The sequence below is a fragment of the Geodermatophilus sp. SYSU D01180 genome, assembly GCF_054050415.1.
Genome location: NZ_JBJGZH010000020.1, coordinates 50863 through 74606 on the forward strand (window position 1 = coordinate 50863; position 23744 = coordinate 74606).

The following is a 23744-nucleotide window of genomic DNA, read 5'->3' on the forward strand; positions in this document are numbered from 1 at the left end:
CCGGTCGGCACGGGTGTCCCGCCGGCGCCGTCCACAGGCCGGTGATCACCACGCGTCCACGGCGGTCGGGGCGGGCCCCGGACGACCGTGGACGGGGAGTGATCACCTGCGTCAGGCGGCGGAGGACTCCGCCGGACGGTCGTCGCGGAGGGCGCACAGCAGGGCGATGTCGCGGGCGTGGCCGCGGTCGGCGCTCGGCGTCTCGACGACGACCGGCACCCCGGCCATCGCCGGGTGCGTCATCAGCTCGGCGAAGGCGCCGACGCCGATCGAGCCCTCGCCGATGGTGGTGTGCCGGTCGCGCTTGGAGCCGCGCTCGTCGAGGGAGTCGTTGGCGTGCACCAGGCCGAGCCGGCCCGGGCCGACGGTGGCCTCCAGCGCGTCGAGCGTCGCCGTCGTCCCGCCCGGGGTGGCCAGGTCGTGCCCGGCCGCCCAGGCGTGACAGGTGTCCAGGCAGACGCCCACCCTCGGGTGCCAGTCCAGCGCCGCGAGGTAGGGGCCGAGGTCCTCGACGGTGGCCGCCAGCGACCGGCCGCCGCCCGCCGTCGGCTCGACGAGCAGCCGCGGGCCGTCGTCGGGGAGGGCGTCGAGCACCGGCAGCAGCCGCTCGTGCAGCTGGTGCAGGGCGGCCTCGTAGCGGTCCTCGTCGACGGCGGACCCCGCGTGCACGACGACGCCGCGCACGCCGAGCTGCACGCCGCGCGCGAGGTCGGCGGCGATCGTCTCGATCGAGCGGTCGACGGTCGCCGGGGTGGGCGAGCCGACGTTCACCAGGAACGGCGTGTGCACGAATGACGGGACGCCGCGCTCGGCCAGGCCCGCGACGAACGCGGCGTCCTGCGCGGGGTCGCCGGCCGACCGCTTCCAGCCGCGCGGGTTCCCGACGAAGACCTGCACCGCCTGCGCGCCGACGGCGTCGGTGTAGCGCAGCCCGCCCGTGGCCAGTCCACCGGCGACCTGGATGTGCGCCCCGACGGGGATCCGCGTCACCCGAAGCTCAGCAGCAGGCTCACCTGGCTGCCCTGGTCGACGACGGTGCCCGCGCCCGGGCTCTGCCGGTACACGCGGTCGCCGGTGATGAAGGTGGAGGTGGTGACCGTCAGCCCCGCGGCCTCCAGGGCCGCGGTCGCCTCGCCCTCGCCCATGCCGGTCACGTCGGGCACGGTCACCTGCGGCACGCCGATGGAGACCTGGATGGTCACCTCGCTGCCGTAGGGCGCCTCGGTGCCCGGCCCCGGGGTGACCGCCATGACCGCCCCGGTGGGGACGTCGGCGCTGCGGCCCTCGGTGCGGACGACGGTGAAGTCCTCGGCCTCCAGGTTGGCCTGCGCGGCGTCGGCGGGCTGGCCGACGACGTCGGGGACCGCGACCGGCGCCGGCCCGCGGCTGACGTAGACGACCACCGGGTCCCCGCGCCTGACCTCCGTGCCGGCCTCGGGCTCGAAGCCGGTGACCGACCCGACCGGGACGTCGTCGTCGTAGTCCTGCTGCTCGGTGGGGACGACGGGGATGCCGGCCAGCGCCTCGCGCACCGCCTCGATCGGCTGCCCGACCAGGTCGGTGGGCACGGTGAACCGCTCGGGCCCCCTGGAGACCACCAGCTCGACGTCGGTGTTGCGGATCGCCTCGCCGCTGTCGGGGTCGGCGGCGATGACCACGCCCTCGGGCACGGTCTCGCTGAACTGCTCGTCGGCGAAGACCGGGTCCAGGCCCGCCTCCTGCAGCAGGTCGACGGCGGCGGCGCGGTCGCTGCCGATCAGCGAGGGCACCTGCGTCCAGCGGCCGGAGCCCATCCACCAGCCGATCGCGCCGATGGTGACCGCCAGCAGCAGCACCACGGCGACGGCCAGCCGGGCGCGGCGGCGCCGGACCTGCGGGGAGACGCCGGCGCGCTGCGGCGGGGCGGGCCGGCGGCCGCCGACGTCGGCCGTCGAGCCGGTGCCGACGTTCGGCAGCAGGCTGGTGCGGCCGGCGCGGGAGGGGCGGCCGCCGCCGAGCACCTCGGTGCCCGGCTCGGTGCCGCCGTCGCCGGGGTCGCTGGGGTGCCGGCGCGGGGGCCGGTTGGTCGGCCGGATGGTGGCGGGCCCCGCGGAGCTGCGCCCGGTGGGCACCGGCACGCGGGCCAGGCCCAGGTCGCTGCGGACGTCCTCCAGGTCGGCCAGGAAGGCGCCGGCGTCGAGCGGGCGGACGGCGGGGTCGCGGCGCGTCGTCCGCTTGACCAGCTCGTCGACCTGCCACGGCACGGTCGGCACCTCGGCCGAGGGCAGGGGCACGTCGTGGTGCACGTGCTGGTAGGCCACCGCCAGTGGGGTGTCGCCGCCGTAGGGCGGGTGGCCGGTGAGCATCTCGAACAGCACCAGCCCGGCGGCGTAGACGTCGCTGCGGGCGTCGGCGCGGCCGCGCTCGAGCTGCTCGGGGGACAGGTAGGCGACGGTGCCGATGAGCACGCCGCCGGTGTGGCTGGTCTGCCCGGTGCCGGTGAGCGCGCGGGCCAGGCCGAAGTCGGCGACCTTCACCGTGCCGTCGTGGCCGATGAGCACGTTCTCGGGCTTGACGTCGCGGTGCACGATCCCGGCGCGGTGCGCGGCCGACAGCCCGGCCAGGACCGGCTCGAGGACGGCGAAGGCCTCGGCGACGGTCAGCCGGCCGCGGGCCTGCAGCAGGTCGCGCAGCGTGCGGCCGCGGACCAGCTCCATCACCAGGAAGACCAGCCCCTGGTCGCTGCCCTGGTCGCTCACCCCGACGACGTTGGGGTGGCTGAGCATCGCGGCGGCGCGGGCCTCGCGGGTGAACCGGCCGACGAACGTCGGGTCGTGCGCGAGGTGCTCGGCCATGACCTTGACCGCGACGGTGCGGTGCAGCCGGAGGTCGGTGGCGGCGTAGACGGTGGACATGCCGCCGCGCGCCAGCCGCTCCTCGAGGCGGTAGCGCCCCTCGAGGACCAGGCCGACCACGGGGTCGGTCACGGCGGTGTCCACGAGCAGGAGTCTAGGAGCGCCCGGCCCCGGATCGGTCGGCACACGCGCAGGCGGACGGGCCGGCACACCCTCCCGTCACACCGGTCACGGGAGGGGTCGTCCGCGTGCACCCGCCCCGGCGGGGGTAGGCGTGCGGGCACCGACCGACGAGGGAGAGGGCGAGCACGTGAGCGAGCAGACACCGGAGCCGGGCCCGCAGGACGGCGTCGAGCGCGGCGGCGCGGACGAGGGCAGCGGTGCCCCGGTCACCGAGACCGAGGTCGAGACGTCGAAGAAGCCCGAGGACCGCGACAGCGACGTCTGACCGGCCCGGCCCGGGGCGCCCGCCCCGGGCCGGGCCGCCGTCGCGGGCTCAGGACAGCTCGAGCCCGGGGTAGAGCGGGTGCGCGGCGACCAGCTCGGCCGCGGCCGCGCGGGTCTTGTCGGTCAGGCCGGCGTCGACGACGTACTTCGCCTTCGACGGCGAGCCGTCCTTCGTGGCGGTGGGACTGGTGTGCGACAGCACGTCGACGATCAGCTCGGCGGTGCGGTCGAACTCGGCGGCGCCGAACCCGCGGGTGGTCAGCGCGGGCGTGCCCAGCCGGACGCCGGAGGTGTACCAGGCGCCGTTCGGGTCGGCCGGGATCGCGTTGCGGTTGGTGACGATGCCGGCGTCGAGCAGCGCCGACTCGGCCTGCCGGCCGGTGAGGCCGAAGCCGGAGACGTCGAGCAGCACGATGTGGTTCTCGGTGCCGCCGGTGACCAGCCGGGCGCCGCGGCGGGACAGCCCCTCGGCCAGGGAGACGGCGTTGTCGACGACGGCCTGCGCGTAGCCGGCGAACTCCGGGCGGCGGGCCTCGGCGAAGGCGACCGCCTTGGCGGCCATGACGTGCGGCAGCGGGCCGCCGAGCACCATGGGGCAGCCGCGGTCGACGGCGTCGCTGTACTCGGGCTGGGCCAGCACGAACCCGCCGCGCGGGCCGCGCAGCGACTTGTGGCTGGTGCTGGTGACCACGTGGGCGTGCGGCACCGGGTCGAAGTCGCCGGTGAAGACCTTCCCGGCGACCAGGCCGGCGAAGTGGCTCATGTCCACCACGAGCGTGGCGCCGACCTCGTCGGCGATCTCGCGCATCCTCGCGAAGTCGACCTTGCGCGGGTAGGCGGAGTAGCCGGCCATGAGGATCAGCGGGCGGAACTCGCGCGCGCGGGCGGCGACGGCGTCGTAGTCCAGCAGCCCGGTCCCCGGGTCGGTGCCGTAGGAGGACTGGGCGAACATCTTGCCGCTGATGTTCGGGCGGAAGCCGTGGGTGAGGTGGCCGCCGGCGTCGAGGCTCATGCCGAGCATCCGCTGGTCGCCGAGGGCGTGCCGCAGCGTCGCCCAGTCCTCGTCGGTGAGCTCGTTGACGTGCCGGACGCCGGCCCGCTCCAGGGCGGGGGACTCGATCCGCTGGGCGAGCACCGCCCAGAACGCGACCAGGTTGGCGTCGATGCCCGAGTGCGGCTGGACGTAGGCGTAGGGGGCGCCGAACAGCTCGCGGGCGTGCTCGGCGGCCAGCGCCTCGACGGTGTCGACGTTCTGGCAGCCGGCGTAGAAGCGGTGCCCGACGGTGCCCTCGGCGTACTTGTCGCTGAACCAGTTGCCCATGGTCAGCAGCACCGCGGGGCTGGCGTAGTTCTCGCTGGCGATGAGCTTGAGGGAGGCGCGCTGGTCGGCGAGCTCCGCGCCGATCGCGTCGGCCACCCGGGGCTCGACCTCGGCGATCACCGACAGGGCGCTGCGGTAGGCGGTGGACGCGGCGGCGGCGTCGAAGGAGGGGGTCACGTCGCTCATGGGGGCTCCTGGCGGGTGTCGGCGTCAGCGGTGCCCAGGCGCCCGGCGGGGGAGTGCAGGCCGCTCCCCGGTGGTGCCCCACCTCGATGCGCCAGTCACGGCCCGCCGCCGATGGTAGCCGGGTCCCGCGCCGTCCTAGGCTCGGACCGTGCAGCCCGACGAGATGAAGACCCTCACGCCGGCAGAGGTCGCCGACGCCCTCGGGGTCTCGCCCAACAAGGTCCGGCAGCTGGTCCGCGAGGGCAAGCTCATGGCCGTGCCGGGCAGCGGCAACAGCCGCATCCCCGCCGACTTCATCCAGGACGGCGCGGTCCTGCGGCACCTGCCCGGGCTGATCACCGTCCTCAAGGACGGCGGGTACAGCGACGCCGAGGTCTTCGAGTGGCTGTTCCGCGCCGACGAGTCGCTGCCCGGGACGCCGGTCGAGGCGCTGCGCGGGGACCGGCACACCGAGGTGACCCGGCGCGCGCAGGCCCTCGCCTTCTGAGACCGCCTCCTAGGCGCGCCGGGTCCGGAGCCGCACCGCCTGGGCGCTCGCGAGGCGGCGGGCGAAGATGCCGAGCCGGCGCGGCCTGGACACCGTCACCCGGCGGTCGAGCACCCGGAAGTCGGCCCGCTCGATCTCGGTGAGGATCCCGCCGTAGAGCGCCGTCGCCGCGCGCACGCAGTCGCGGGACTCCGGTGCGAGCATCGGCGTCCCCGGGGCCGCGTCGTCGTAGCGGCGGCGCACGATCGCGACCATCTCCTGCATGAGCGCGCGGAAGCGGGCGTCGTACCGCTTGGCCTCGATCTGCTCGCGGGTGACGCCGTGGGCGGCCATGACGTCGGCGGGCAGGTAGACCCGGCCGCGGTCGGCGTCCTCGGCGACGTCGCGCAGGAAGTTGGTCAGCTGGAACGCCTCGCCCAGCGCGATGGCGTGCGGCGCGGCCTCCTCCCGGGTGACGCCGGGCGCGGTGCCCAGCACGGGCAGCACCTGCAGGCCGATCACCGACGCCGAGCCCCACATGTACCGGTCGAGGGCGGCGATGTCGGCGTAGCCGGTGACGGTGAGGTCGCTGGTCATCGCGGCGAGGAAGTCGACGAGGTGCTCGACCGGGATGCGGTAGCGGCGGTAGGTGTGCACCGTCGCCAGGCGCACCGGGTCGTCGGACCAGCCGGCCTCCAGCTCGTCGAGCAGCGCCCGCGACCAGTCGGCGAGATCGGCCTCGGGGTCGGCGCCGGGGTGGTCGACGAGGTCGTCGGCGGTGCGGGCGGCGGCGTAGAGCGCGTGGACCGCCGGGCGCCGGTCGGCGGTGAGCAGCCGGGTGGCCAGGTGGTAGCTCTTGCCGTGCTCGGCGTTGACCGCGGCGCAGTGGCGGTAGGCGGCGTCGAGCCGCTCCTGCCGTTCGGCCTGCGTCAGCGGCCGCTCGGTGGCCGTCACCGCGTCACCGGCCCGGTGATCCGCTCGGCGGCCAGCCGGCCGCTGATCACCACCATCGGGACGCCGACGCCGGGCTGCACCGACGAGCCGGCCAGCACCACGTTCTCCGGGCCGCGGCGGGGCAGCGTCGGCGTCCGGAACGGGCCGGTCTGGCCGAAGGTGTGTGCCAGGGCGAACGGCGTGCCGGCCGCCATGCCCTGCCGCGCCCAGGTCAGCGGGGTGTCCACGTGCTCCACCTCGATCGCGTCGGAGATCCCCGTCCAGCCGCGGGCCTCGAGCACACCGAGCACCTCCTCGCGGTAGCGGGGGGCGAGGGCGTCCCAGTCGATGCCCGGGTTGCCGCCGGAGCGCGGGTCGAGGTTCGGCGCCGGCGCGACGACGCTGAGCACCTGCCCGCCGCCGGGCGCCAGCGACCGGTCGGTGACCGACGGCATGCTCACCAGCAGGCTCGGGTCGCTCATCGGCCGGCCGTCGCGGGTCAGCTCGTCGAACACCTGCCGCCAGGCCGCGCCGAAGCTGATCGTGTGGTGCGCCTGCCCCGGCAGCTCGTCGCGGACGCCGAGGTGCAGCGTCACGCAGGACGGCGAGTAGGTGGGCCGCCGCCGGCGGGAGGAGCCCGGCACCAGCCGCTCGGGCACGTCGGTGGTCACGACGACGGCGTCGGCCGGCAGCCGCTCGCCGCCCGCGAGGCAGACGCCGGTGACCCGCCGGCCGCGCAGCTCCAGCTCCTCCACCGTCGCGCCGTACCGGAACACCACGCCGGCGTCCGCCGCCGCGGCGGCCATCGCGCGCGGCACCGCGGCGATCCCGCCGACCGGGTGCCAGACGCCGGCGCCGATGTCGAGCTGCGCGATGACCGCGTACGCGGCGATCGCCCGGAACGGCGACACCCCGGCGTAGAGCGCCTGGAAGCTGAACAGCCGGCGCAGCCGGTCGTCGGTGAAGAACCGCGCCACGTGGCTCGACAGCCGCCCGAAGCCGCCGCGCCGGACCAGCGCCCACAGCTCGGGGCCGAGCAGGTCCAGCGGGGTGTCGAGGTTGCGGTCGATGAAGGTGTCCAGCTGGAGCCGGTAGAGCTCGGCGAGGTCGGCGAGGTAGCGGCGCAGCGCGGCGGCCTCGGCCGGGCCGGCCAGCGCCTCCACCTCGGCGGCGAACCGGTCGGCGTCGGCGTGCACGTCCAGGTGCGAGCCGTCGGCGAACTGCGCCCGGTAGGTGGTCTCCAGCGGCACCAGCGTCAGCCGGTCCTCGAGCTTCTCGTCGACGGCGGCCAGCGTGTCGGCCACCAGCTCCGGCGCGGTGAACACCGAGGGGCCGGTGTCGAGCACGTACCCGTCGCGGGCGACGACGCCGGCGCGCCCGCCGGGACCCTCGCCGCGCTCGACGACGGTCACCTCGCGGCCGGCGCCGCGCAGCCGCAGCGCCGTCGCGAGGCCGGCGAGGCCGGCACCGACGACGACGACCCGGTCGGTCGGCCCGGGGACGGTGCGCACGCTCAGGCGGTCCGCGAGGTCGCGGCGACGGCGAGGGCGTCGAGCGCGGCGCGGGCCTCGTCGGCGATCGGGGCGTCGGCGATCGCGCGGCGGGCGGTGGCGGTGCGCTCGGCGATCCGCTCCTCGACCCGGGCGCGGGCGCCGGTGTCCTCCATCAGCCGGCGCAGCGCGTCCAGCTGCTCGGCGTCGCAGTCCGGGTTGCCCAGGCAGGTGCGCAACAGGCGGCGGCCGGCGACGTCGGCGGCCTCCTCGGCGAGCGCGACCAGCAGCGTCTGCTTGCCCTCGCGCAGGTCGTCGTCGGCGGACTTGCCGGTGACGGCGGGGTCGCCGAACACCCCGAGGACGTCGTCGCGCAGCTGGAACGCCTCGCCCAGCGGCAGGCCGACGGCGGTGTAGACGTCGGCGGCGCGCGGTCCGGCGCCGGCGATGGCGGCGCCGAGCTGCAGCGGCCGCTGGACGGTGTAGCCGGCGCTCTTGTAGCGGGCGACGGTGAGCGCGCCCTGGGCGCCGGGCAGGCCGCCGGCGGCGCGCAGCAGGTCGAGGTACTGGCCGGCGGTGACCTCGGTGCGCATGGTGTCCCAGACCGAGCGGGCGCGGGCCAGCGCCGGGGCGCTGATGCCCGAGCGGCGCAGCAGCTCGTCGGACCACACCAGCGCGAGGTCGCCGACGAGGATGGCCGCGCCGACGCCGAAGGCCTCACCGTCACCGGACAGGCCGCCGTCGCCGTGCCGCGAGGCGAACCCGATGTGCGTGGCCGGGCGGCCGCGGCGGGTGAGGGCGCCGTCCATGACGTCGTCGTGGACCAGGGCGCTGGCATGCACGAACTCCAGCGCGGCGACCGCGCGCAGCACCGCGGCGTCGTCCTCGGCCGGGCCGCTGACGTCCTCGGTGACCCCGCGCCAGCCCCAGTAGGCGAACGCCGGGCGCAGCCGCTTGCCGCCGTCGGCGAGCGCGCAGACCTCGTCGACGACGGGGGTGAGCGCCGGTGCCATCCCGGCGAGCGTGGTCCGCTGCTCCTCGAGGAAGCCGGTCAGCGCCGCGGACACCGCGCCGCGGATCCGGTCCAGGTCGGCGGCCTCCAGGGGCGGTGCCAGGGGCCGGACCACGGACTCTGGCTCTGCCGCCCCGGTGATCACCCGGCCAGTATCGCCCCATCGAGTAGTGCGCGTCCTGTCCAGGGGCCGGTGGTGGGCGCTCACGGGACCTCCTCGCCGCTCTGCCATCGCGTCGTCGTCTTCCCCGGGTCTTCTGCCGGGAGCGTGCGGACGGATGCAGGCTGTCGCTGCCCGTACCCTCGGCACCCGTGACCCGAAGCGTCCGCGAGCTGCTCGCCTCGTCGCGGCCCACGTGGTCGTTCGAGTTCTTCCCCCCGAAGACGCCCGAGGCCGAGGTCCAGCTGTGGACCGCGCTGCGGCAGCTCGAGCGGCTGCGGCCGTCGTTCGTGTCGGTGACCTACGGCGCCGGCGGCTCCACCCGCGAGGGCACCGTCGCCGTCACCGAGCGGATCGCCGCCGAGACGACGATGACCCCGCTGGCGCACCTGACCGCGGTCAACCACTCGGTCGCCGAGCTGCGGCACGTCGTCAGCCGGCTGGCCGCCGCGGGCGTGCGCAACCTGCTGGCGCTGCGCGGCGACCCGCCGGGCACCGACCCGCAGGCCGAGTGGGTGCGGCACCCCGAGGGCCTGGCGTACGCCTCGGAACTGGTGGAGCTGATCCGCTCGATGGGCGACTTCTCCGTCGGCGTCGCGGCCTTCCCCGAGCGGCACCCGCGCTCGCCGGACTTCGAGACCGACGTCGAGATGTTCGTGCGCAAGTGCCGCGCCGGCGCGGACTTCGCGATCACGCAGATGTTCTTCCGCGTCGAGGACTACCTGCGGCTGCGCGACCGGGTCGCCGCCCGCGGCTGCGACGTGCCGGTCGTCGCGGGCGTCATGCCGGTCACCAACGCGCGGCAGATCGCCCGGATCGTGCAGCTGTCGGGCCAGGCGTTCCCCGAGGACCTGGCCGCGCGGTTCGCGGAGCTCGACGGCGACTCACCCGAGGAGAAGGCGGCGGTGCGCGCCTACGGCGTCGAGGTGGCGACGGCGATGTGCCGGCGGCTGCTGGACGAGGGCGTGCCCGGCATCCACTTCATCACCATGAACCGGTCGACGGCGACGCGGGAGGTCTTCACCAACCTCACCGACGCCGACACCGGGACCTCGGTGCCCTCGACCCTGGCCGCCGCTCCCTGACCGGTGCCGCTGCTGCGCGTCACGCGGGCAGCGGAGGACGCAGGCTCGCCACGGTGAGGGCGAGCCGACGTCCTTCTCATCGCATCGGTCAGAACGGTGGCGGGTCGTGACCCGGATCGGCCGGCGGCGTCTCGGCGTCCTCGGGCGGTGGGTCGGGTTCGGCCGGTGGTGGTCGCGTCCCGGGTGGGCGGGTGGTCCGCGTGATCCCCGAGGGCGTGGTGACGGTGAGGGTCCCGTCGGCGCTCATGTGGAAGCGCCAGCCGCGGGCGAAGGTCTTGAGCCGGGGGTGGCTGCGGCACAGGCAGCAGAGGTCGGCGCAGTCGGTGGTGCCGCCGTGGGCGTGCGGGACGACGTGGTCGGCGTCGGCCCAGCCGACGCGCTGGCCGCAGGTGGGGAAGCGGCAGGTGCGGTCGCGGGTGTGCACGAACGCCTGCTGTTTGGTCGACGGCTCGTAGCGGTCGGTCGGCTGGGGCCTGTCGAGGACGGCGCAGTCGCAGCCGGCGGCGGCGTCGTCCTCACCCGGTCGCTCGCCCTCGCCGGAGTAGCGCTTGGCGGGATGGTCGGGGCAGCCGATCCGGGCGAGGCGGCGGAGCTGGTCGAGCGTCGTGGTCGCCCGGAGCGTGCCGTCGTCCTCCACGAGGGCGAGCGTGACCGTGCCGCCCTCGGGCGCGCGTAGTCCCAGGGCGTCGAGCTGGGTGAGCAGCTCCCGCAGGTGGGCGGCGGTGATCGGCAACCCGTTGACCGCACCGGCCTCGGTGCTGCGGCCGGCCAGCGCGTTGAGCGTGGCGAGGATCTGCAGCTGGGCGGTGACCGGCGGCCGGCCGGTCTCCCAGGGGCGCTGCAGCAGGTCGGCGTAGACCCGGGTGCGCAGCTGCCCGATGGGGCGGGGATCGCCGTCGGCCTCGAGCATCCGGGCGAGTTCGTCGATGAGGGCGTGGCAGGCGGCGGCGACGTCGGTGGGCAGGTCGGCGGCGAGGGTGGCCATGCCGTCGAAGGGGCAGTCGTAGAGCCGCACGTCGGCGTGCCGCTGCGCGGTCTCCCGTCGGGCGTCGATGGCGGCGGCGTCGGCTTCCTGCAGCAGCGCCAGCGCCTTCTTCTTCAGCTTTCCGACCGTCAGGTCGGTGGCCTCGGGCAGCAGCGCGGCCTCGATCCGGCGGGCGATCGCGGGGCTGGTGTGCTCCAGCACGTCGACCAGCGCCTTCGCGCGCGCCTCGTCCAGGGAGCCGGCGGACAGCGCCGCCCACGTCGTGGGCAGGTGCGAGCGGTACATCCACGCCCGGTGCGCCAGGTGGGAGGCGGTGCCCCGGCCGACGTTGAGCACCAGCGCCAACTCGGCGGTGAAGAACTCCGACACACCCGGCAGGTCGGGATCCGGCGCCCACGACCCGCACCCCGCACCGGGTGTGCCGGGTGCGGGGTCGGCGTCGCCGGGGGAGTCGTCGGCCAGGCCGAGGACCAACTCTGCCTTGTACGCGGCGGCCATCGCCTCCATCGCCGCGACCCGCGCCAGCTCGGCGGCCTTCTGCTCGCGCGACAGCACGGTTACCGGCAGCCGGGGGATCGACACCGGCCGCGCGAGCAGCCAGCCGGCGAGCGCGCGCTCCAGCGGCGACGCGTCCCCGGCGACCTCCTCCACACTGTGCACGCTACGACCGGGGTACGACAGTTCCCGCAGGTCAGAGGTGGATCCGGGTGAAGAGGGATCCGCACACCGAGCTCGGCAGCAACCTGTGGGGACGACCGACGAGTCCTTAGCGGTGCAGCGCGTCAGCCAATGGTGGGAGCAGGTCGCGTCGCCGCTACCCGTGGCTGTGCTGCCACACCGCGCTGTCGTCGTCCATCGCGGCGCTCCGGCCGACGACGGCCCCTCTGCCGTTGCTCGACCGCCGCACCGGTCTCCGTAGCTGTACGACGCGCAAGGCGGTCTGCGCCGCAGGCTGGTCCCGAACGGCAGGTCAAGCACCGAGCGACGTCATGCCCACGACCCTCACCGGTGACGAGTCACCGACCCGGAGCACCCGTACTGCCGGGAGTCACTGCACGCTGACGCGGCGGCCGGGCTCGAGGAGGTCGGCGGTCATCCGGGCGGCGCGGCGCAGTGCCTCGCGCTCGGCGGCGTACCCGCCGAGGACGCCGACCACCGGCAGCTGGGCCAGCGCCCGCGCGCCGATGCGGCCCTTCGGGCGGGCGTCGAGCGCCTCGTCGATGCGGCCGAGCAGCCGGGAGGCCCGCCAGATGGTGCGGACGACGCCGCGCAGGCCGGCCCGCTCCTCCTTCACGCCGATCGCGGTCTCGGTGTAGGCGCCGCGCACCCGTTCCAGCAGCGGGCGCACCCGGCCGGGTGGGAGGTCGCGGTCGAGCAGCACCTCCGACAGCAGGGAGACCCGCTCCGCGGGGTCGGTGACGCCGTGCTCGTTGGCCACGCCGAGCACCACGAGCGACTGGACCGCCGTCCCGACGGTGTTCTGCAGCGGCAGGAGGTCGGCCAGCCGGCCGGCCACACGGGGCAGGCTGCTCGCGACCGCGCCCACCTGGGCGGCCTGCTCGGACCACCAGGCGTCGCGCTGGGCGGCCGAGAGCTCCGGTGGACGGGCCAGCCGCCGCACGAGAGGGGCGGTGAGCCGGTCCAGCCGGCGCAGGACGTCGACGACGACGGCGTCGCTCAACGGGGGTGCCATGCCCATGGGCTACCCGTGGCGCGGCGCTCGTACCGTGGCCGTCATGGCCGCACGCGGGTACGGGCGGGCCCGGCGCTGGACGGTCGTGGTCGGGCTGGTCGCCGTCCTCGCGTCGCTGCCGGCGCTCGTGGGCGCGCTGCCGGCCGACGACGCCGACGTCCCCGCCGCCGACCTGCGGGAAGCCGTCCTCGCCAGCGACACCGTCGGCTTCTCCGGCTACGCCGTGTCGGCCGGCGGGCTGGCGCTGCCGGTGGGCGACCAGCTGCCCGCCGTCGCCGACCTGCTCAGCGACCGCACCGCGCTGCGCGTCTGGTGGCGCGGCCCAGAGGAGCACCGGGTCGACGTCGTGTCGGCGACGGGGGAGACCGGCGTGCACGCCGACGTGGGCGGCACGTGGACGTGGGAGTACGAGTCCGCGACCGCCACCCGCACCGCCCCGGCTCCGCTCACCCTGCCCGCGCCGCCGGACCTGGTCCCGGCCACCCTCGGCCGGCGGCTGCTCTCGGAGGCCGCCGACGGCGAGCTGTCCCGCATCGGCGCCCGGCGGGTCGCCGGCCGCGACGCGCTCGGCCTGCGGCTGGTGCCTGCGGCGCCGGCCGCCTCGGTGGCCCGCGTCGACGTCTGGGCGGACGCGGGCACCGGACTGCCGCTGGCCGTCGAGGTCGTCGCCGACGGCGCATCGGTCCCCGCGCTCGACACCCGCTTCCTCGACCTCGACCTGACCGTCCCGCCGGCCGGCGTCGTCGCGTTCGTCCCGCCGGCCGACGTCCGCGCCCGGGCCGGCCAGGACACCGAGGGCCTGCTGCGCGAGGCCGACCGCCGGCTGCGCCTCGTCCCGCTGCCCCGCGAGCTGGCCGGCCTGCCGCGGCGGGAGCTGGCCGGGGCGCCGGAGGTGATCGGCGTGTACGGCCGCGGCGTGACGCTGCTGGCCGTGGCGCCGGTCCCCGGCCGGCTGGCGGCGGCCGTCCGCTCAGCGCTGGCCGCCGCCCCCGACGCGGTGCGCGACGAGCGCGGCACCCGGGTCGCCGTCGGCCCGCTCGGGCTGATGCTGCTCGACACCCCCGGCTCCGGCACCTACCTGCTGACGGGGACCGTCACCCTCGACGCGCTCGCCGCCGCCGCGGCCGGGCTCCCGGGGACGCCGTCGTGAGCGTGCCGTCGTGAGCTCGGTGATCGTCACCCGGGGGCTGGTCAAGCAGTACGGCCGGGTGCGCGCGGTCGACGGGATCGACCTCGACGTCCGCGCCGGCGACGTCTACGGCTTCCTCGGCGCCAACGGCTCGGGCAAGACGACGACGGTGCGCATGCTGCTCGGCCTGGTGCTGCCCACCCGCGGCGAGGTCGAGCTGCTGGGCGAGCGGATGCCGCGGGCCGGGCGCCGGGTGCTGCCCCGCGTGGGGGCGCTGATCGAGGGCCCGGCGCACCACCGGCACCTGTCCGGCGCGGCCAACCTGGCGCTGCTCGACGCCGCCGGCCCGGGCGGCTCGCGCCGCACGCGACGCCGGCGGATCGCCCAGGTGCTCGACCAGGTCGGCCTGGGCGGGGTGGGCCGGCGGAAGGTCGGCGCCTACTCGCTCGGCATGCGCCAGCGCCTGGGCCTGGCCGGGGCGCTGCTGCGCCGGCCGGAGCTGCTGGTCCTCGACGAGCCCACCAACGGCCTGGACCCGCAGGGCATCCACGAGATCCGCGAGCTGCTGCTCGAGCTGCACCGCGGCGGGACGACGGTGTTCCTGTCCAGCCACCTGCTGGCCGAGGTCGAGCAGCTGTGCAGCCGGGTCGGCGTCCTCGACCGCGGGCGGCTGGTGCTGCAGGACGAGATCGCGCACCTCACCGCGCCCACCGGCGCCACCGTCGTCGACACCCCGGCGCCGGAGCGGGTGCGCGCGGTGCTGGACGGGCGGGTGCTCGGCACCGACGGCGGCCGGGTGGTGGTGCGCGGGGCGGACCCGGCGGAGGTGAACGCGCTGCTGGTGGGCGCCGGCGTCCCGGTGGCGGGGCTGGCGCTGCAGCGGCCCACGCTCGAGGAGGTCGTGCTCGCCGCCGCGGGCACCAGCGCGGACCGGGTGGAGCGGGCGTGACCGGCGGGGAGCGGGCGTGATCGGCGTCGAGCTGCGGAAGACCTTCGGCCGGCCGCGCACCTGGACGACGATCGCCGTCCTCAACGCGCTGCCGGTGCTGGTGGCGGTGCTGCTGCAGGTCACCGACCTCGCGCCGCGGCCGGGCGAGGGCCCGCCGTTCCTGTCCGCCGTCCTCACCAACGGGCAGCTGTTCCCGCTGGCCGCGCTGGCGATCGTGCTGCCGCTGTTCCTGCCGATCGCGGTCGCGGTGGTCAGCGGCGACGCCGTCGCCGGGGAGGCGCAGGCCGGGACGCTGCGCTACCTGCTCGCCCGCCCGGCCGGCCGCACCCGGCTGCTGGTGGCCAAGCTGGTCGCGGTGCTGGCGTTCGTCGTCGTGACCGTGGTGGTGGTCGCCGTCGTCGGCTACCTGGTGGGCACGCTGCTGTTCGACGCGCGGCCGGTCGCGGCCGGGACGTCGGTGTCGGGGACGTCGCTGACGCCGGGGGAGCTCACCGGCCGGACGCTGCTGGCGATCGGCTACGTCGCCGTGTCGATGCTCGGCGTCGCGGCGTTCGGGCTGTTCTTCTCCACGCTCACCGACTCGCCGCTGGCCGCGGCGCTCGGCGCCCTGGCGGTGCTGGTGACCTCGTCGCTGCTGTTCACCCTCGACGCCGCCTCGCCGATCGCGCCGTACCTGCCCACCCGCTACTGGCTGGCGTTCGTCGACCTGTTCCGCGACCCGGTGCTGTGGCGCGACGTCGTCCGCGGGCTGGCGCTGCAGGGCGTGTACGTCGGCGTGCTGCTGACCGCGGCGTGGGCGAACTTCACCACCAAGGACGTGACCAGCTAGCCGCCGAGGCGCGCGCAGTCGGCGGGGCCGAGCGCGACGGGGTCGCCCGGCGCGAGCTCGGCCAGCACGATGGCCTGCACCAGCGGGTCGCGCGGCAGGTCGCCGTGGCCGACCTCCGCCTGCGCGCACACCGACTGCACGGTCAGGTTCAGCGCGCCGTCGAGGCGGGCGGAGTCCGGCGGGGTCACCGTCGCGTCCTGCGTCGTCCACACCGACACCCACGTCGGCCCGGCGGGCGTCTCGTCGCCGGCGTTGAGGCCGGCGAGCAGCTCGCTGTCGGTGGCGAGCTGCCGGCAGGCCTCGGGGCACTGGCCGGGCGCGACGCCGGCGGCGAGGTCGGCCAGCGTGGTGCCGTGGTGCGGGGAGCCGAGGGTCACCACCCGGCGGGCCACCGCGGCGCCGTCGCCGGCGACCCACAGCCGGGCGACGACGCCGCCGGCGGAGAAGCCGACGACGTCGACGCTCTCGGCGTCCGTGCGCTCGAGCGCGGCGTCCGCGGCGTCGCCCAGCGCGCCGGCCGCGGCGGTGAGGTCGCCGGTGCCGCGGTCCGGCAGCGCGACGACCGTGGCGTCGCGGCCCTCGGCGGTCAGCCGGTCGGCCAGCGACGTCAGGCTCCGGCCGTCGCCGCCGTAGCCGGGGACCAGCAGCACCGGGCCGGGCTCCTCCTGCGAGACCGGCGCGGCCGGGCCGGGCCCGTCCCGCCGCGTGAGGAGCAGCACGGTCGTGGCCACGGCGGCGACGAGGAGGAGGGCCGGCACGGCGAGGACCAGGCGGCGGCGGGCGGGGGACAGGCCGGCGAGCACCCGTCCACTGTCCCCGGTGCCGCCGGCGCCGGCCCGGGCTGGGGAAGACTGCGCCCGTGCTGAGCCGCGACGAGTACCTCGCCGAGTGGTCGCGGTGGCACGGTGGCATCGACCCGGCCGCGAGCCGGCTGGTGCACGGCTGGCTGTCGCTGGCCTACGCCCTGGCCCACGCGGTGTCCTGGCTGCCGCCGCTGGCCGCCACGGCGCTGGGCCTGCTGGTCGCGCTGGCCGCCGTCGGACCGGCGCTGGCGGATGGCGCGTGGCTGGTCGCGGCCGGGCTGCTGATCGGGCTGTCCGGGCTGCTGGACTCCCTCGACGGCGCGCTCGCCCTGGCCGGCGGGCGGGCGTCGCGGCGCGGCTACGTCCTCGACTCCGCTGTCGACCGGCTCACCGAGGCCGCGTACGCGCTCGCGCTGTGGGCGGCCGGGGCGCCGGGCTGGCTGGCCGCCGTCTTCGGGGCGCTGTGCTGGCTGCCGGACTACCTGCGGGCCCGGGCCGGACAGGCCGGGGTGGCCGAGACCGGGTCGATCTCGGTGTGGGAGCGGCCCACCCGGGTGGCGATGGCCGGGTTCACCGTCGGCGGGGCCGGGATCGTCGCGGCCACCGGCCTGGACGCGCTCGCCGGCGTCGACGACGGCCCCGCGGTCGTGGTCACCGCCGGGGCCGCGGTCGGGGCGGTGCTCGGGCTGGTCGGGACCGCCCAGCTCGGCGTCTCGCTGCGCCGGGCACTGGGGGACTAGCCGTCCGCCCCGGCGCGCTGGCCGGACCCGTCCCCGGTGCACGCCGGGGCGCGTGTGACCGGGGCCGCCTCTTAGGGTTGCCCTGCTCGCCGTCCCGCCCGTTCGTCCCGAGGAGCCCCCGTGCCCGTCGTCGTCACCGGCTCCATCGCCACCGACCACCTGATGACCTTCCCCGGCCGGTTCACCGAGCAGTTCGTCGAGGGGCAGATGGAGAACGTCTCCCTGTCCTTCCTCGTCGACGACCTCATCCAGCACCGCGGCGGCGCCGGCGCCAACATGGCCTACGGCCTGGGCCTGCTCGGTCTCTCGCCGGTGCTGGTCGGCTCCGTGGGCAGCGACTTCGCCGACTACGACGCCTGGCTGACCCGCCACGGCGTCGACACCCACGCCGTGCGGTGGTCCGAGCTCAAGCACACCGCCCGGTTCGTGTGCACCACCGACGCGGTCAACAACCAGATCGCGTCCTTCTACTCGGGTGCGATGAGCGAGGCCGGCGAGATCGAGCTCGGGCCGGTCTGCGACCGCGTCGGCCACCCCGACCTCGTCGTCATCGGCCCCAACGACCCCAAGGCGATGGTGCGGCACACCCAGGAGTGCCGGGACCGCGGCTACCCCTTCGCCGCCGACCCCAGCCAGCAGCTGGCCTGGGCCGACGGCGAGATGATCCGCGAGCTGGTCGACGGCGCGGACCTGCTGTTCACCAACGAGTACGAGTCGGCGCTGCTCACCCAGAAGACCGGCTGGGACGCCGGCGAGATCCTCGCCCGGGTGGGCACCTGGGTCACCACCCGCGCCGCCAAGGGCGTGCTCGTCCGGCAGCAGGACGCCGCGCCGATCGAGGTCATCGCCGTCCCCGAGACCAAGCCGGTCGAGCCCACCGGCGGCGGCGACGCGCTGCGCGCCGGGTTCATCGCCGGACGCATCTGGGGGCTGGGCGTGGAGCGGGCCACCCAGCTGGGCTCGGCGGTGGCCACCGAGGCCGTCGAGGTCGTCGGCACCCAGGAGTACGAGCTGCGCCGCGAGCCCTTCCTCGGGCGCTTCGCCGCGGCGTTCGGCGACGACGCCGCCGCCGAGGTCGCCGCGCACCTGCCGTGACACTGCGGTCCCACCGGACCCCACCGCGGCCAGGTGCCCTCCCCGGCCCGCGCTGAGCCCTGCCACGCCGTCCCGGCCGGGAGCCTCCGGCCCCGCGGCCGGTCCGCCGTCCTCCGCAGGGGCGGCTAGCGGTTCCTGACCTGCTCGCCGATCGAGGGGTCCTCGGCCCACGTCGTGTAGGGGATGCGCGGGATCGCCCGCACCTCGCCGACCGTGCACCACTCGTTGCCGCCCAGCCGCGCCAGCGGCCGCAGCGCCTCGATCCGCGGGCGGCCGTCGCGGACGGCGTCGGCCCACACGCTGACCCACTCGACCCGGCCGAAGACGACGGTGCTGTCGCCCAGCCGCACCGTCGAGTGCAGCGTGCACTCGATGCTCACCGGCGACTGCGCCACCCGCAGCGCGCCCACCCGCTCGCTCGGCTCCAGCCGGATGCCGGCGGCCTCGGCCTCGCTCTGGTCGGGCGGGAAGTCGGTGCCGGTGGCGTTGGCCTGCTCGAACAGCTCCTCGGGGACCAGGTTGATCGTGAAGTCCCCGGTGGCCTCGACGTTGTTCAGCGAGTCCTTGCGGCCCACCGAGGTGAACTGCACGACCGGCGGCCGCACGCACGCCACCGTGTAGAAGGAGTGCGGCGCCAGGTTGTGCACGCCCTCGGCCGAGCGGCTGCACACCCACGCGATCGGCCGCGGGACCACCACCGAGTTCATCACCCGGTAGAAGTCCGTGGGGCGCATGGCCCCGGGGTCGAAGGCGGTGCGGGCCGGGCTGCTCGAGGGCGAGGTCACGCCCCATCCTGGCCCGGGTCAGCGCAGCGCGCGTCCGCGCCAGGTGAGCGTGCCCCGCCGGCGCCCGGCCACCGACCCGGCCAGCAGCACGTCGAGGGCCAGCAGCGACAGCGGGTGCGCCAGGGCGTCGGGCCACACCCGCCCGCCGGTCGCCGCGGCGCTCACCGCCCGGCCGGCCACCCCGGCCAGCCAGCCGGCCAGGCCCGCCCGCGACCCGCGCAGCGCCGCCAGCGGCGGGACGACGCCGGCGGCGGTCAGCACCGCCGCCGCGGCGACGGACGCCGCCGGCGACCCGCCGACCGACGCCCACAGCGACTTGCCGTAGCCCGCGCGCATCGCCGCCCAGCCGTCGTACATCCGGCACTCGGCCAGCGTCGCACCGGCCGCCGGCACCGCCCGCCCGCCGGACCGCTTCACCGCCCGCGCCAGCGCGACGTCCTCCACCACCTCCGCGCGCACCGCCGCGTGCCCGCGGGCGCGCAGGTAGCCGCGCCGGGTCAGCGCGAGGAACTGGCCGTTGGCCGCGGTCAGCGACGGCCGCGGCGAGCGCTCGGCCACCCGCAGCGGCAGCGTGGTCATCCACAGCCACGGCGACAGCGGCTGCACCAGCCGCTCGGCGAGGGTGCCCGCCACCGGCCGCGGCCAGGGCGAGACCAGGTCCAGGCCGTGCGCCTCGAGCAGCCAGGCGGCGGCGGCCAGCGCGTCGGGCGCCACCCGGACGTCGGCGTCGAGGAAGACCAGCACGCCGTCGTCGGTGACCGTCTGCGCGCCGACCCAGCAGGCGTGCGGCTTGCCCAGCCAGCCCTCCGGCGGGTCCCCGGCGGGCACCAGCCGCACCCGCGGGTCGCCGGTCGCGCGGACGACGGCGGCGGTGCCGTCGGTGGAGCCGTCGTCGACGACGACCACCCGCAGGTCCGGGACGCCGGCCGAGGCCAGCAGCGCGACCAGGCAGTCGCCGACCTGCGCCTCCTCGTCGCGCACCGGCAGCACCACGGTGACCGGCCGGGTGGCCTCCGGCGGGTCGGCCGGCGGGCGGCGCAGCAGGGCGGCGTTGACCGCGGCGTGCGCGGCGCCGGCGACCGCCAGGCCGGACAGGACCCGGACGACCGCGCCGCTCACCGGCGGCGGGCCTGCACCGCGAGGACGGCGGCGACGACGGCGGTCAGCGCCGCGCCCCACGCCGCGGAGCCGGGCAGGTCCAGCCAGACGGCGTGCGCGAGCGCCCCGCCGGCCACCATCCAGGCGATGACCAGCAGCGGCGCGGCGTCGACGCGGACGACCGGGGGGACGGCGAGCTCGAGCAGGGCCATGAGCACCAGCCCGGCCAGCAGCCAGCCGGCGAGGTTGGTCAGCGGCACGGTGTCGATGCCGGGCAGCCCGGGGGTGGGGTGCGCCCAGGTCCAGTAGCCGGCCTGCACCAGCTGCGGGTCGAGGACGACGTCCCAGCCGGCGAACACCGCCGCGGCGACGGCGACCCGCGCGGCCCGCCGCCGGCCGGGCCGCACCCGGCGGGTGAGCAGCCCGGCGAGGACCCGGCTCGGCCAGGCCATCATCAGCCAGGCCAGCGGCACGAGGAACGGCACGCCGAGCAGCGTCGGGCCGAGCGCGTCGCTGTAGGAGTAGGAGCCGTAGGGGACGCCGGTGGCCAGCCCGATCGACTCGAACGCGACCGCGGTCACCGCCACCAGCCCCAGCACCGCGGCGCCGGCGCGCGGGCCGTGCGCGACGGCGGCCGAGGTCACCGACACCGCCGAGCCGAGCAGCACGATCGTCCAGGACACCGCGTCGCGGGCTGCGCCGTCGGTGAGCGGGTAGGCGATCGCGGCCAGCACCAGCAGCACGGCGAGGGCCAGCGGCACCGGCGCCGGTGCGACGGCCCGTCGCACCGCCGCCGTCGCGGCGCTCACCGGGCAGTCCGGGCGAGCCGCCCCGCCGCCGCGCGGGCGCGGGCGAGCGGGCGGCGGTCGGCGAGCACCACCCGGGCCGCCGTCCGGCCGGAGTTGCCCGACACCCCGCCGCCGGGGTGGGTGGAGGCGCCGGCCAGGTACAGCCCGGCCAGGCCCGGCACCCGGTAGCCGGCCAGCGCCGGCGTCGGGCGCAGGGAGAACATGCTGGCCAGCCCCATCTCCACGTGCATGACGTTGCCACGCAGCAGCGACAGCTCGCGTTCCAGCAGCACCGGCGTCTGGACGTACACGTCCTGGACCGAGGTGGCGAAGCCGGGGGCGTACCGGTCGACGGCGGCCACCAGCCGCTGCGCCTCCGCCTCGGCGAGGGCGTCCCAGTCGCCGCCGTCGGCGAGCGCGTAGGGGTACCACTGGCCCCACACGGTGACCACGTGCCGCCCGGGCGGGGCGAGGGTGTCGTCGCTGGCGGAGAAGGACATCGCCAGCGGCACCGGCTCGCGGGGCAGCCGGCCGCCCAGCCAGTCGCCGTGCGCGGCGGCCAGCTGCGCGCGGTCGGTGCACAGCAGCTGCAGGCCCTGCGCCGACACGGCCGGGTCCACGCCGGGGTAGGCCGGCAGCGCGTCGGTGAGGCAGCGCAGCACCAGGCCGAAGCCGTTGCCCACCGGCGGGGCCGCGCCGGCCAGCGCGGGCGGGGCGTGTCCGCCGGCGAGGTCGCGGGTGGCCAGCACGTGGCAGGCGGCGACGACGACCGGCGCGGTCACCCGCCGTCCGGACGCCGTCTCGACGCCGGTCACGCGGCCGCCGTCGACCAGCAGCCGCGCGGCGCCGTCGCCGAGGACGACCCGGCCGCCGTCGGCCTCCAGCCGGCGGCGGAGCGCCTGGGTGAGCCCGCCGGAGCCGCCCACCGGGTGGCCCGGCGGGGTGTCGTGCAGCAGCGCCACCCAGGCGACCATCGCCGCGGTGCCCGGCTCGCTCATCGGCGGGCCGGACTGCGCGCCGAACCAGGCCAGCGCCGCCTTGAGCCGCTCGCTCCCGAACCAGCGGTCCAGCAGCGCGTCGCCGGAGCCGAGGAAGTCGGCGGCCAGGTCGCCGCCGGGGGTGCGCGGGGCGTCGCCGGCCGGGGCGCCCAGCGGCCAGAACGCGCGGGCCAGGCCCAGCGGGGTGGGCCGGCGGCCGAAGGAGTCGACGACGGCGCGGCTGCGCGGGCCCCACACGCCGACGAACCGGCGGTAGGCGTCGGCGTCGTCCGGGCCGCAGGCGGCGGCGATCGAGGCGCAGGTGGCGTCGAGGTCGACGGAGAACACCAGCGGGCGGCCCTCGGGGCCGGGGTCGCCGGGGACCGGGGCGGGCGCGAAGCCCCACGGGTCGCAGTCCACGTAGCGCAGGCCGTGGGCGGCGAGGTCGAGCTCCTCGACGACCCCGCTGTGCCGGACGATCACGTGCGCGCTGGAGCCGCGGTCGACCCGGACCCCCGGCCAGCGCTCCACGGTGGACACCGCCCCGCCGAGGACGTCGTCGCGCTCGACCACCTCGACGGTCAGCCCGGCGCGCGTCAGGAAGCAGGCGGCGACCAGCCCGTTGTGGCCGGCGCCGACGACGACGGCGTCGACGGCCCGGTCCGGCTCCCGCACGCTCAGGTGCCGGGGACCGGCCGCAGCGGCAGCCGGGCGCCGAGGATGGCGAAGGGCCGGGCGTCCCCGGGGAAGTGGTGGCCGCGGGCGAGGTCGACGAACCCGTCGGCGTGGTACAGCCGGAACGCCTTGGTGTCGGCGTCGGGGGTGGACAGCAGCGCGGCCGGCGCGTCCACGCCCTCGACCAGCGCGTGCAGCAGCCGCCGGCCCAGCCCGCGGCTCTGCGCCTCGGGGTGCACGTGCAGCTCGCACACCTCGAACGCGCCGGGCAGCCAGCGCTTGGCACTCCGCCGGTCCAGCGCCGCGCGCACCTGGTCGTGCCACCACTGGCCGGGGGCGACGAGGTAGCCGTAGCCGAAGCCGACCAGCTGCTCGCCGTCCGGGGTCGCGGCGAAGGCGCCGACGGCGCGGAAGCCGGGGCGCTCGGTGTGCTGGACGGCGTAGCCGTAGCGGCCGGCGACCACCGAGGCGTCGTAGCCCATCGCCTCGCCGTAGATGGCCAGCGCCTCGTGCATGTGCTCGCGCAGCCAGCCTGCGGGCAGTTGGGTCACCCGCGTCGCGGGCGTCGTGCCGGTCACGGGGTTCTCCTCGGTCACGGGCCCACCGCGGCGGGGTGGGGAGCGGCGGCCGGACCGTCGGCGGTCGGGCCGCTCCCGACCTCGGCGGGGGTGCCGGCGGTCAGTCGCAGCAGCTCGTCGTAGCTGGTGGGGAAGACGGCGGACGGGTGGCCGGCGGCGGCCCACACCCGGTCGTACCGGGCCAGCTCGACGTCGACGAGCGTGCCGATCGGCGCCGGGTGGCCGACCGGGGCGACCCCGCCGATCGGCTGGCCGGTGTGCTCGCGGACGAAGCCGGCCGCGGCGCGCTCCACGCGGGGCACGCCGAGCAGGGCGGCCACCTTCGCGACGTCGACCCGGTGGGCGCCGCTGGTCAGCACGAGCAGCGGCTGCCCGCCGACGTCGAACACGAGGCTGTTGGCGATGGCCCCGACCGGGACGCCGAGCTGTGCGGCGGCCGCGGCGGCGGTGTGCGCGCCGTCGGCGAGCTCGTGGACCCGCCCGGTGGCGCCGGCCCCGGCGAGCAGGTCGGCGATCGCGGCCACCCGGGGGTGGACGGGTCGGCTCATGCGCTGATCCTGCCACCGCTGTCGTACCCCCGCCGTACCGTCCGGCACGCGGGTGGGAGGGGCTCCTCCCGGGGAGGACGCGGGAGCGCGTCCGGCTTGACGGGACCGGCGCGGTCGGGTCTACTCGAGGTGTTCGAA

The 23744-nt window shown here is 76.9% G+C and carries 23 protein-coding genes and 1 riboswitch; of the genes, 8 read left to right on the forward strand and 15 right to left on the reverse strand.

All coding sequences use genetic code 11. The features are described 5' to 3' along the window. Positions 1–111: 111 nt before the first annotated feature. A complete protein-coding gene (locus ACI8AA_RS17405) occupies positions 112–990 on the reverse strand; it encodes a deoxyribonuclease IV (RefSeq protein ID WP_457045649.1) in 879 nt (292 codons plus the stop codon). Beyond that, positions 987–2978: a Stk1 family PASTA domain-containing Ser/Thr kinase gene (gene pknB, locus ACI8AA_RS17410; protein WP_457045650.1), complete on the reverse strand. Its 1992-nt coding sequence runs from the start codon at positions 2976–2978 to the stop codon at positions 987–989. Before pknB ends, ACI8AA_RS17405 begins: the two co-directional genes overlap by 4 nt. 166 nt (positions 2979–3144) lie before the next feature. Here pknB and ACI8AA_RS17415 point away from each other — a divergent pair, with 166 nt between their 5' ends. Beyond that, positions 3145–3282, forward strand: coding sequence for a hypothetical protein (locus ACI8AA_RS17415; protein ID WP_457045651.1), 138 nt, complete (start codon positions 3145–3147; stop codon positions 3280–3282). A 48-nt stretch (positions 3283–3330) separates the two neighbouring features. On the opposite strand, the gene ACI8AA_RS17420 is transcribed toward ACI8AA_RS17415, so the two are convergent. Further along, the gene (locus tag ACI8AA_RS17420) at positions 3331–4788 is read right to left on the reverse strand and encodes a glycine hydroxymethyltransferase (RefSeq protein ID WP_457045652.1); all 1458 of its coding nucleotides are present in this window, start codon (positions 4786–4788) and stop codon (positions 3331–3333) included. A gap of 25 nt (positions 4789–4813) precedes the next feature. Beyond that, a riboswitch (ZMP/ZTP riboswitch) is annotated at positions 4814–4897 on the reverse strand. A gap of 39 nt (positions 4898–4936) precedes the next feature. On the opposite strand from ACI8AA_RS17420, the gene ACI8AA_RS17425 reads away from it, so the two are divergent. Then, positions 4937–5275, forward strand: a complete 339-nt coding sequence (locus ACI8AA_RS17425; protein ID WP_457045653.1) for an Rv2175c family DNA-binding protein — start codon at positions 4937–4939, stop codon at positions 5273–5275. A gap of 9 nt (positions 5276–5284) precedes the next feature. Here the strand turns inward: ACI8AA_RS17425 and ACI8AA_RS17430 are convergent, their stop codons facing one another. Genes ACI8AA_RS17430 through ACI8AA_RS17440 form a run of 3 tightly spaced genes read right to left on the reverse strand, consistent with a single transcriptional unit; the run spans position 5285 to position 8804 of the window. After that, complete coding sequence (locus tag ACI8AA_RS17430; RefSeq protein ID WP_457045654.1) at positions 5285–6208, reverse strand: phytoene/squalene synthase family protein; 924 nt, start codon at positions 6206–6208, stop codon at positions 5285–5287. After that, positions 6205–7698, reverse strand: coding sequence for a phytoene desaturase family protein (crtI, locus tag ACI8AA_RS17435; RefSeq protein ID WP_457045655.1), 1494 nt, complete (start codon positions 7696–7698; stop codon positions 6205–6207). Before crtI ends, ACI8AA_RS17430 begins: the two co-directional genes overlap by 4 nt. Positions 7699–7700: 2 nt before the next feature. Further along, positions 7701–8804, reverse strand: a complete 1104-nt coding sequence (locus tag ACI8AA_RS17440; RefSeq protein WP_457045656.1) for a polyprenyl synthetase family protein — start codon at positions 8802–8804, stop codon at positions 7701–7703. 197 nt (positions 8805–9001) lie between these two features. Between ACI8AA_RS17440 and metF the strand changes: the two genes are divergently transcribed. Next, positions 9002–9934, forward strand: a complete 933-nt coding sequence (gene metF / locus ACI8AA_RS17445) for a methylenetetrahydrofolate reductase [NAD(P)H] (RefSeq protein ID WP_457045657.1) — start codon at positions 9002–9004, stop codon at positions 9932–9934. An 88-nt stretch (positions 9935–10022) separates the two neighbouring features. On the opposite strand, the gene ACI8AA_RS17450 is transcribed toward metF, so the two are convergent. Together ACI8AA_RS17450 and ACI8AA_RS17455 are read right to left on the reverse strand one after the other, a co-directional pair. Further along, on the reverse strand, positions 10023–11570 hold the full coding sequence (locus ACI8AA_RS17450) for a DUF222 domain-containing protein (protein WP_457045658.1): 1548 nt from the start codon (positions 11568–11570) through the stop codon (positions 10023–10025). A 397-nt stretch (positions 11571–11967) separates the two neighbouring features. Then, entirely contained in the window at positions 11968–12612 is a 645-nt protein-coding gene (locus tag ACI8AA_RS17455; RefSeq protein ID WP_457045659.1) for a hypothetical protein, read from the reverse strand. A 43-nt stretch (positions 12613–12655) separates the two neighbouring features. Between ACI8AA_RS17455 and ACI8AA_RS17460 the strand changes: the two genes are divergently transcribed. From ACI8AA_RS17460 to ACI8AA_RS17470, 3 genes are read left to right on the forward strand one after another with little or no spacing between them, the layout of a single operon-like run. Next, positions 12656–13762, forward strand: coding sequence for a transcriptional regulator (locus ACI8AA_RS17460; RefSeq protein ID WP_457045660.1), 1107 nt, complete (start codon positions 12656–12658; stop codon positions 13760–13762). A gap of 10 nt (positions 13763–13772) precedes the next feature. After that, positions 13773–14690: an ABC transporter ATP-binding protein gene (locus ACI8AA_RS17465; RefSeq protein ID WP_457045661.1), complete on the forward strand. Its 918-nt coding sequence runs from the start codon at positions 13773–13775 to the stop codon at positions 14688–14690. Between the two features lie 16 nt (positions 14691–14706). Continuing rightward, positions 14707–15519, forward strand: coding sequence for an ABC transporter permease (locus tag ACI8AA_RS17470; RefSeq protein ID WP_457045662.1), 813 nt, complete (start codon positions 14707–14709; stop codon positions 15517–15519). Here the strand turns inward: ACI8AA_RS17470 and ACI8AA_RS17475 are convergent. After that, positions 15516–16322: an esterase/lipase family protein gene (locus tag ACI8AA_RS17475; RefSeq protein WP_457045663.1), complete on the reverse strand. Its 807-nt coding sequence runs from the start codon at positions 16320–16322 to the stop codon at positions 15516–15518. The genes ACI8AA_RS17470 and ACI8AA_RS17475 overlap by 4 nt on opposite strands. A 56-nt stretch (positions 16323–16378) precedes the next feature. Between ACI8AA_RS17475 and ACI8AA_RS17480 the strand changes: the two genes are divergently transcribed. Further along, positions 16379–17062 (forward strand): CDP-alcohol phosphatidyltransferase family protein, encoded by a 684-nt coding sequence (locus tag ACI8AA_RS17480; protein ID WP_457045664.1) that lies wholly within the window; start codon positions 16379–16381, stop codon positions 17060–17062. Between the two features lie 120 nt (positions 17063–17182). Next, complete coding sequence (locus ACI8AA_RS17485; RefSeq protein ID WP_457045665.1) at positions 17183–18157, forward strand: carbohydrate kinase family protein; 975 nt, start codon at positions 17183–17185, stop codon at positions 18155–18157. A 125-nt stretch (positions 18158–18282) separates the two neighbouring features. Here ACI8AA_RS17485 and ACI8AA_RS17490 read toward each other — a convergent pair whose 3' ends face one another. From ACI8AA_RS17490 to ACI8AA_RS17515, 6 genes are read right to left on the reverse strand one after another with little or no spacing between them, the layout of a single operon-like run. After that, positions 18283–18942, reverse strand: a complete 660-nt coding sequence (locus tag ACI8AA_RS17490) for a flavin reductase family protein (protein WP_457045666.1) — start codon at positions 18940–18942, stop codon at positions 18283–18285. A gap of 18 nt (positions 18943–18960) precedes the next feature. Beyond that, the gene (locus ACI8AA_RS17495; protein ID WP_457045667.1) at positions 18961–20061 is read right to left on the reverse strand and encodes a glycosyltransferase; all 1101 of its coding nucleotides are present in this window, start codon (positions 20059–20061) and stop codon (positions 18961–18963) included. Further along, on the reverse strand, positions 20058–20849 hold the full coding sequence (locus tag ACI8AA_RS17500) for a carotenoid biosynthesis protein (protein WP_457045668.1): 792 nt from the start codon (positions 20847–20849) through the stop codon (positions 20058–20060). Before ACI8AA_RS17500 ends, ACI8AA_RS17495 begins: the two co-directional genes overlap by 4 nt. Further along, positions 20846–22480, reverse strand: coding sequence for a phytoene desaturase family protein (locus ACI8AA_RS17505; RefSeq protein ID WP_457045669.1), 1635 nt, complete (start codon positions 22478–22480; stop codon positions 20846–20848). The genes ACI8AA_RS17500 and ACI8AA_RS17505 overlap by 4 nt, the downstream gene beginning before the upstream one ends. A gap of 2 nt (positions 22481–22482) precedes the next feature. Then, positions 22483–23058 (reverse strand): GNAT family N-acetyltransferase, encoded by a 576-nt coding sequence (locus tag ACI8AA_RS17510; protein ID WP_457045670.1) that lies wholly within the window; start codon positions 23056–23058, stop codon positions 22483–22485. A gap of 14 nt (positions 23059–23072) precedes the next feature. Next, positions 23073–23606, reverse strand: coding sequence for a YbaK/EbsC family protein (locus ACI8AA_RS17515; RefSeq protein WP_457045671.1), 534 nt, complete (start codon positions 23604–23606; stop codon positions 23073–23075). Between the last annotated feature and the right edge of the window lie 138 nt (positions 23607–23744).

Bases quoted from the DNA above. Each gene is read 5' to 3' on its own strand.
- ACI8AA_RS17420 (WP_457045652.1), bottom strand. From the start codon at position 4,788: ATGAGCGACGTGACCCCCTCCTTCGACGCCGCCGCCGCGTCCACCGCC.
- ACI8AA_RS17455 (WP_457045659.1), bottom strand. From the start codon at position 12,612: ATGGCACCCCCGTTGAGCGACGCCGTCGTCGTCGACGTCCTGCGCCGG.
- ACI8AA_RS17460 (WP_457045660.1), top strand. From the start codon at position 12,656: ATGGCCGCACGCGGGTACGGGCGGGCCCGGCGCTGGACGGTCGTGGTC.
- ACI8AA_RS17515 (WP_457045671.1), bottom strand. From the start codon at position 23,606: ATGAGCCGACCCGTCCACCCCCGGGTGGCCGCGATCGCCGACCTGCTC.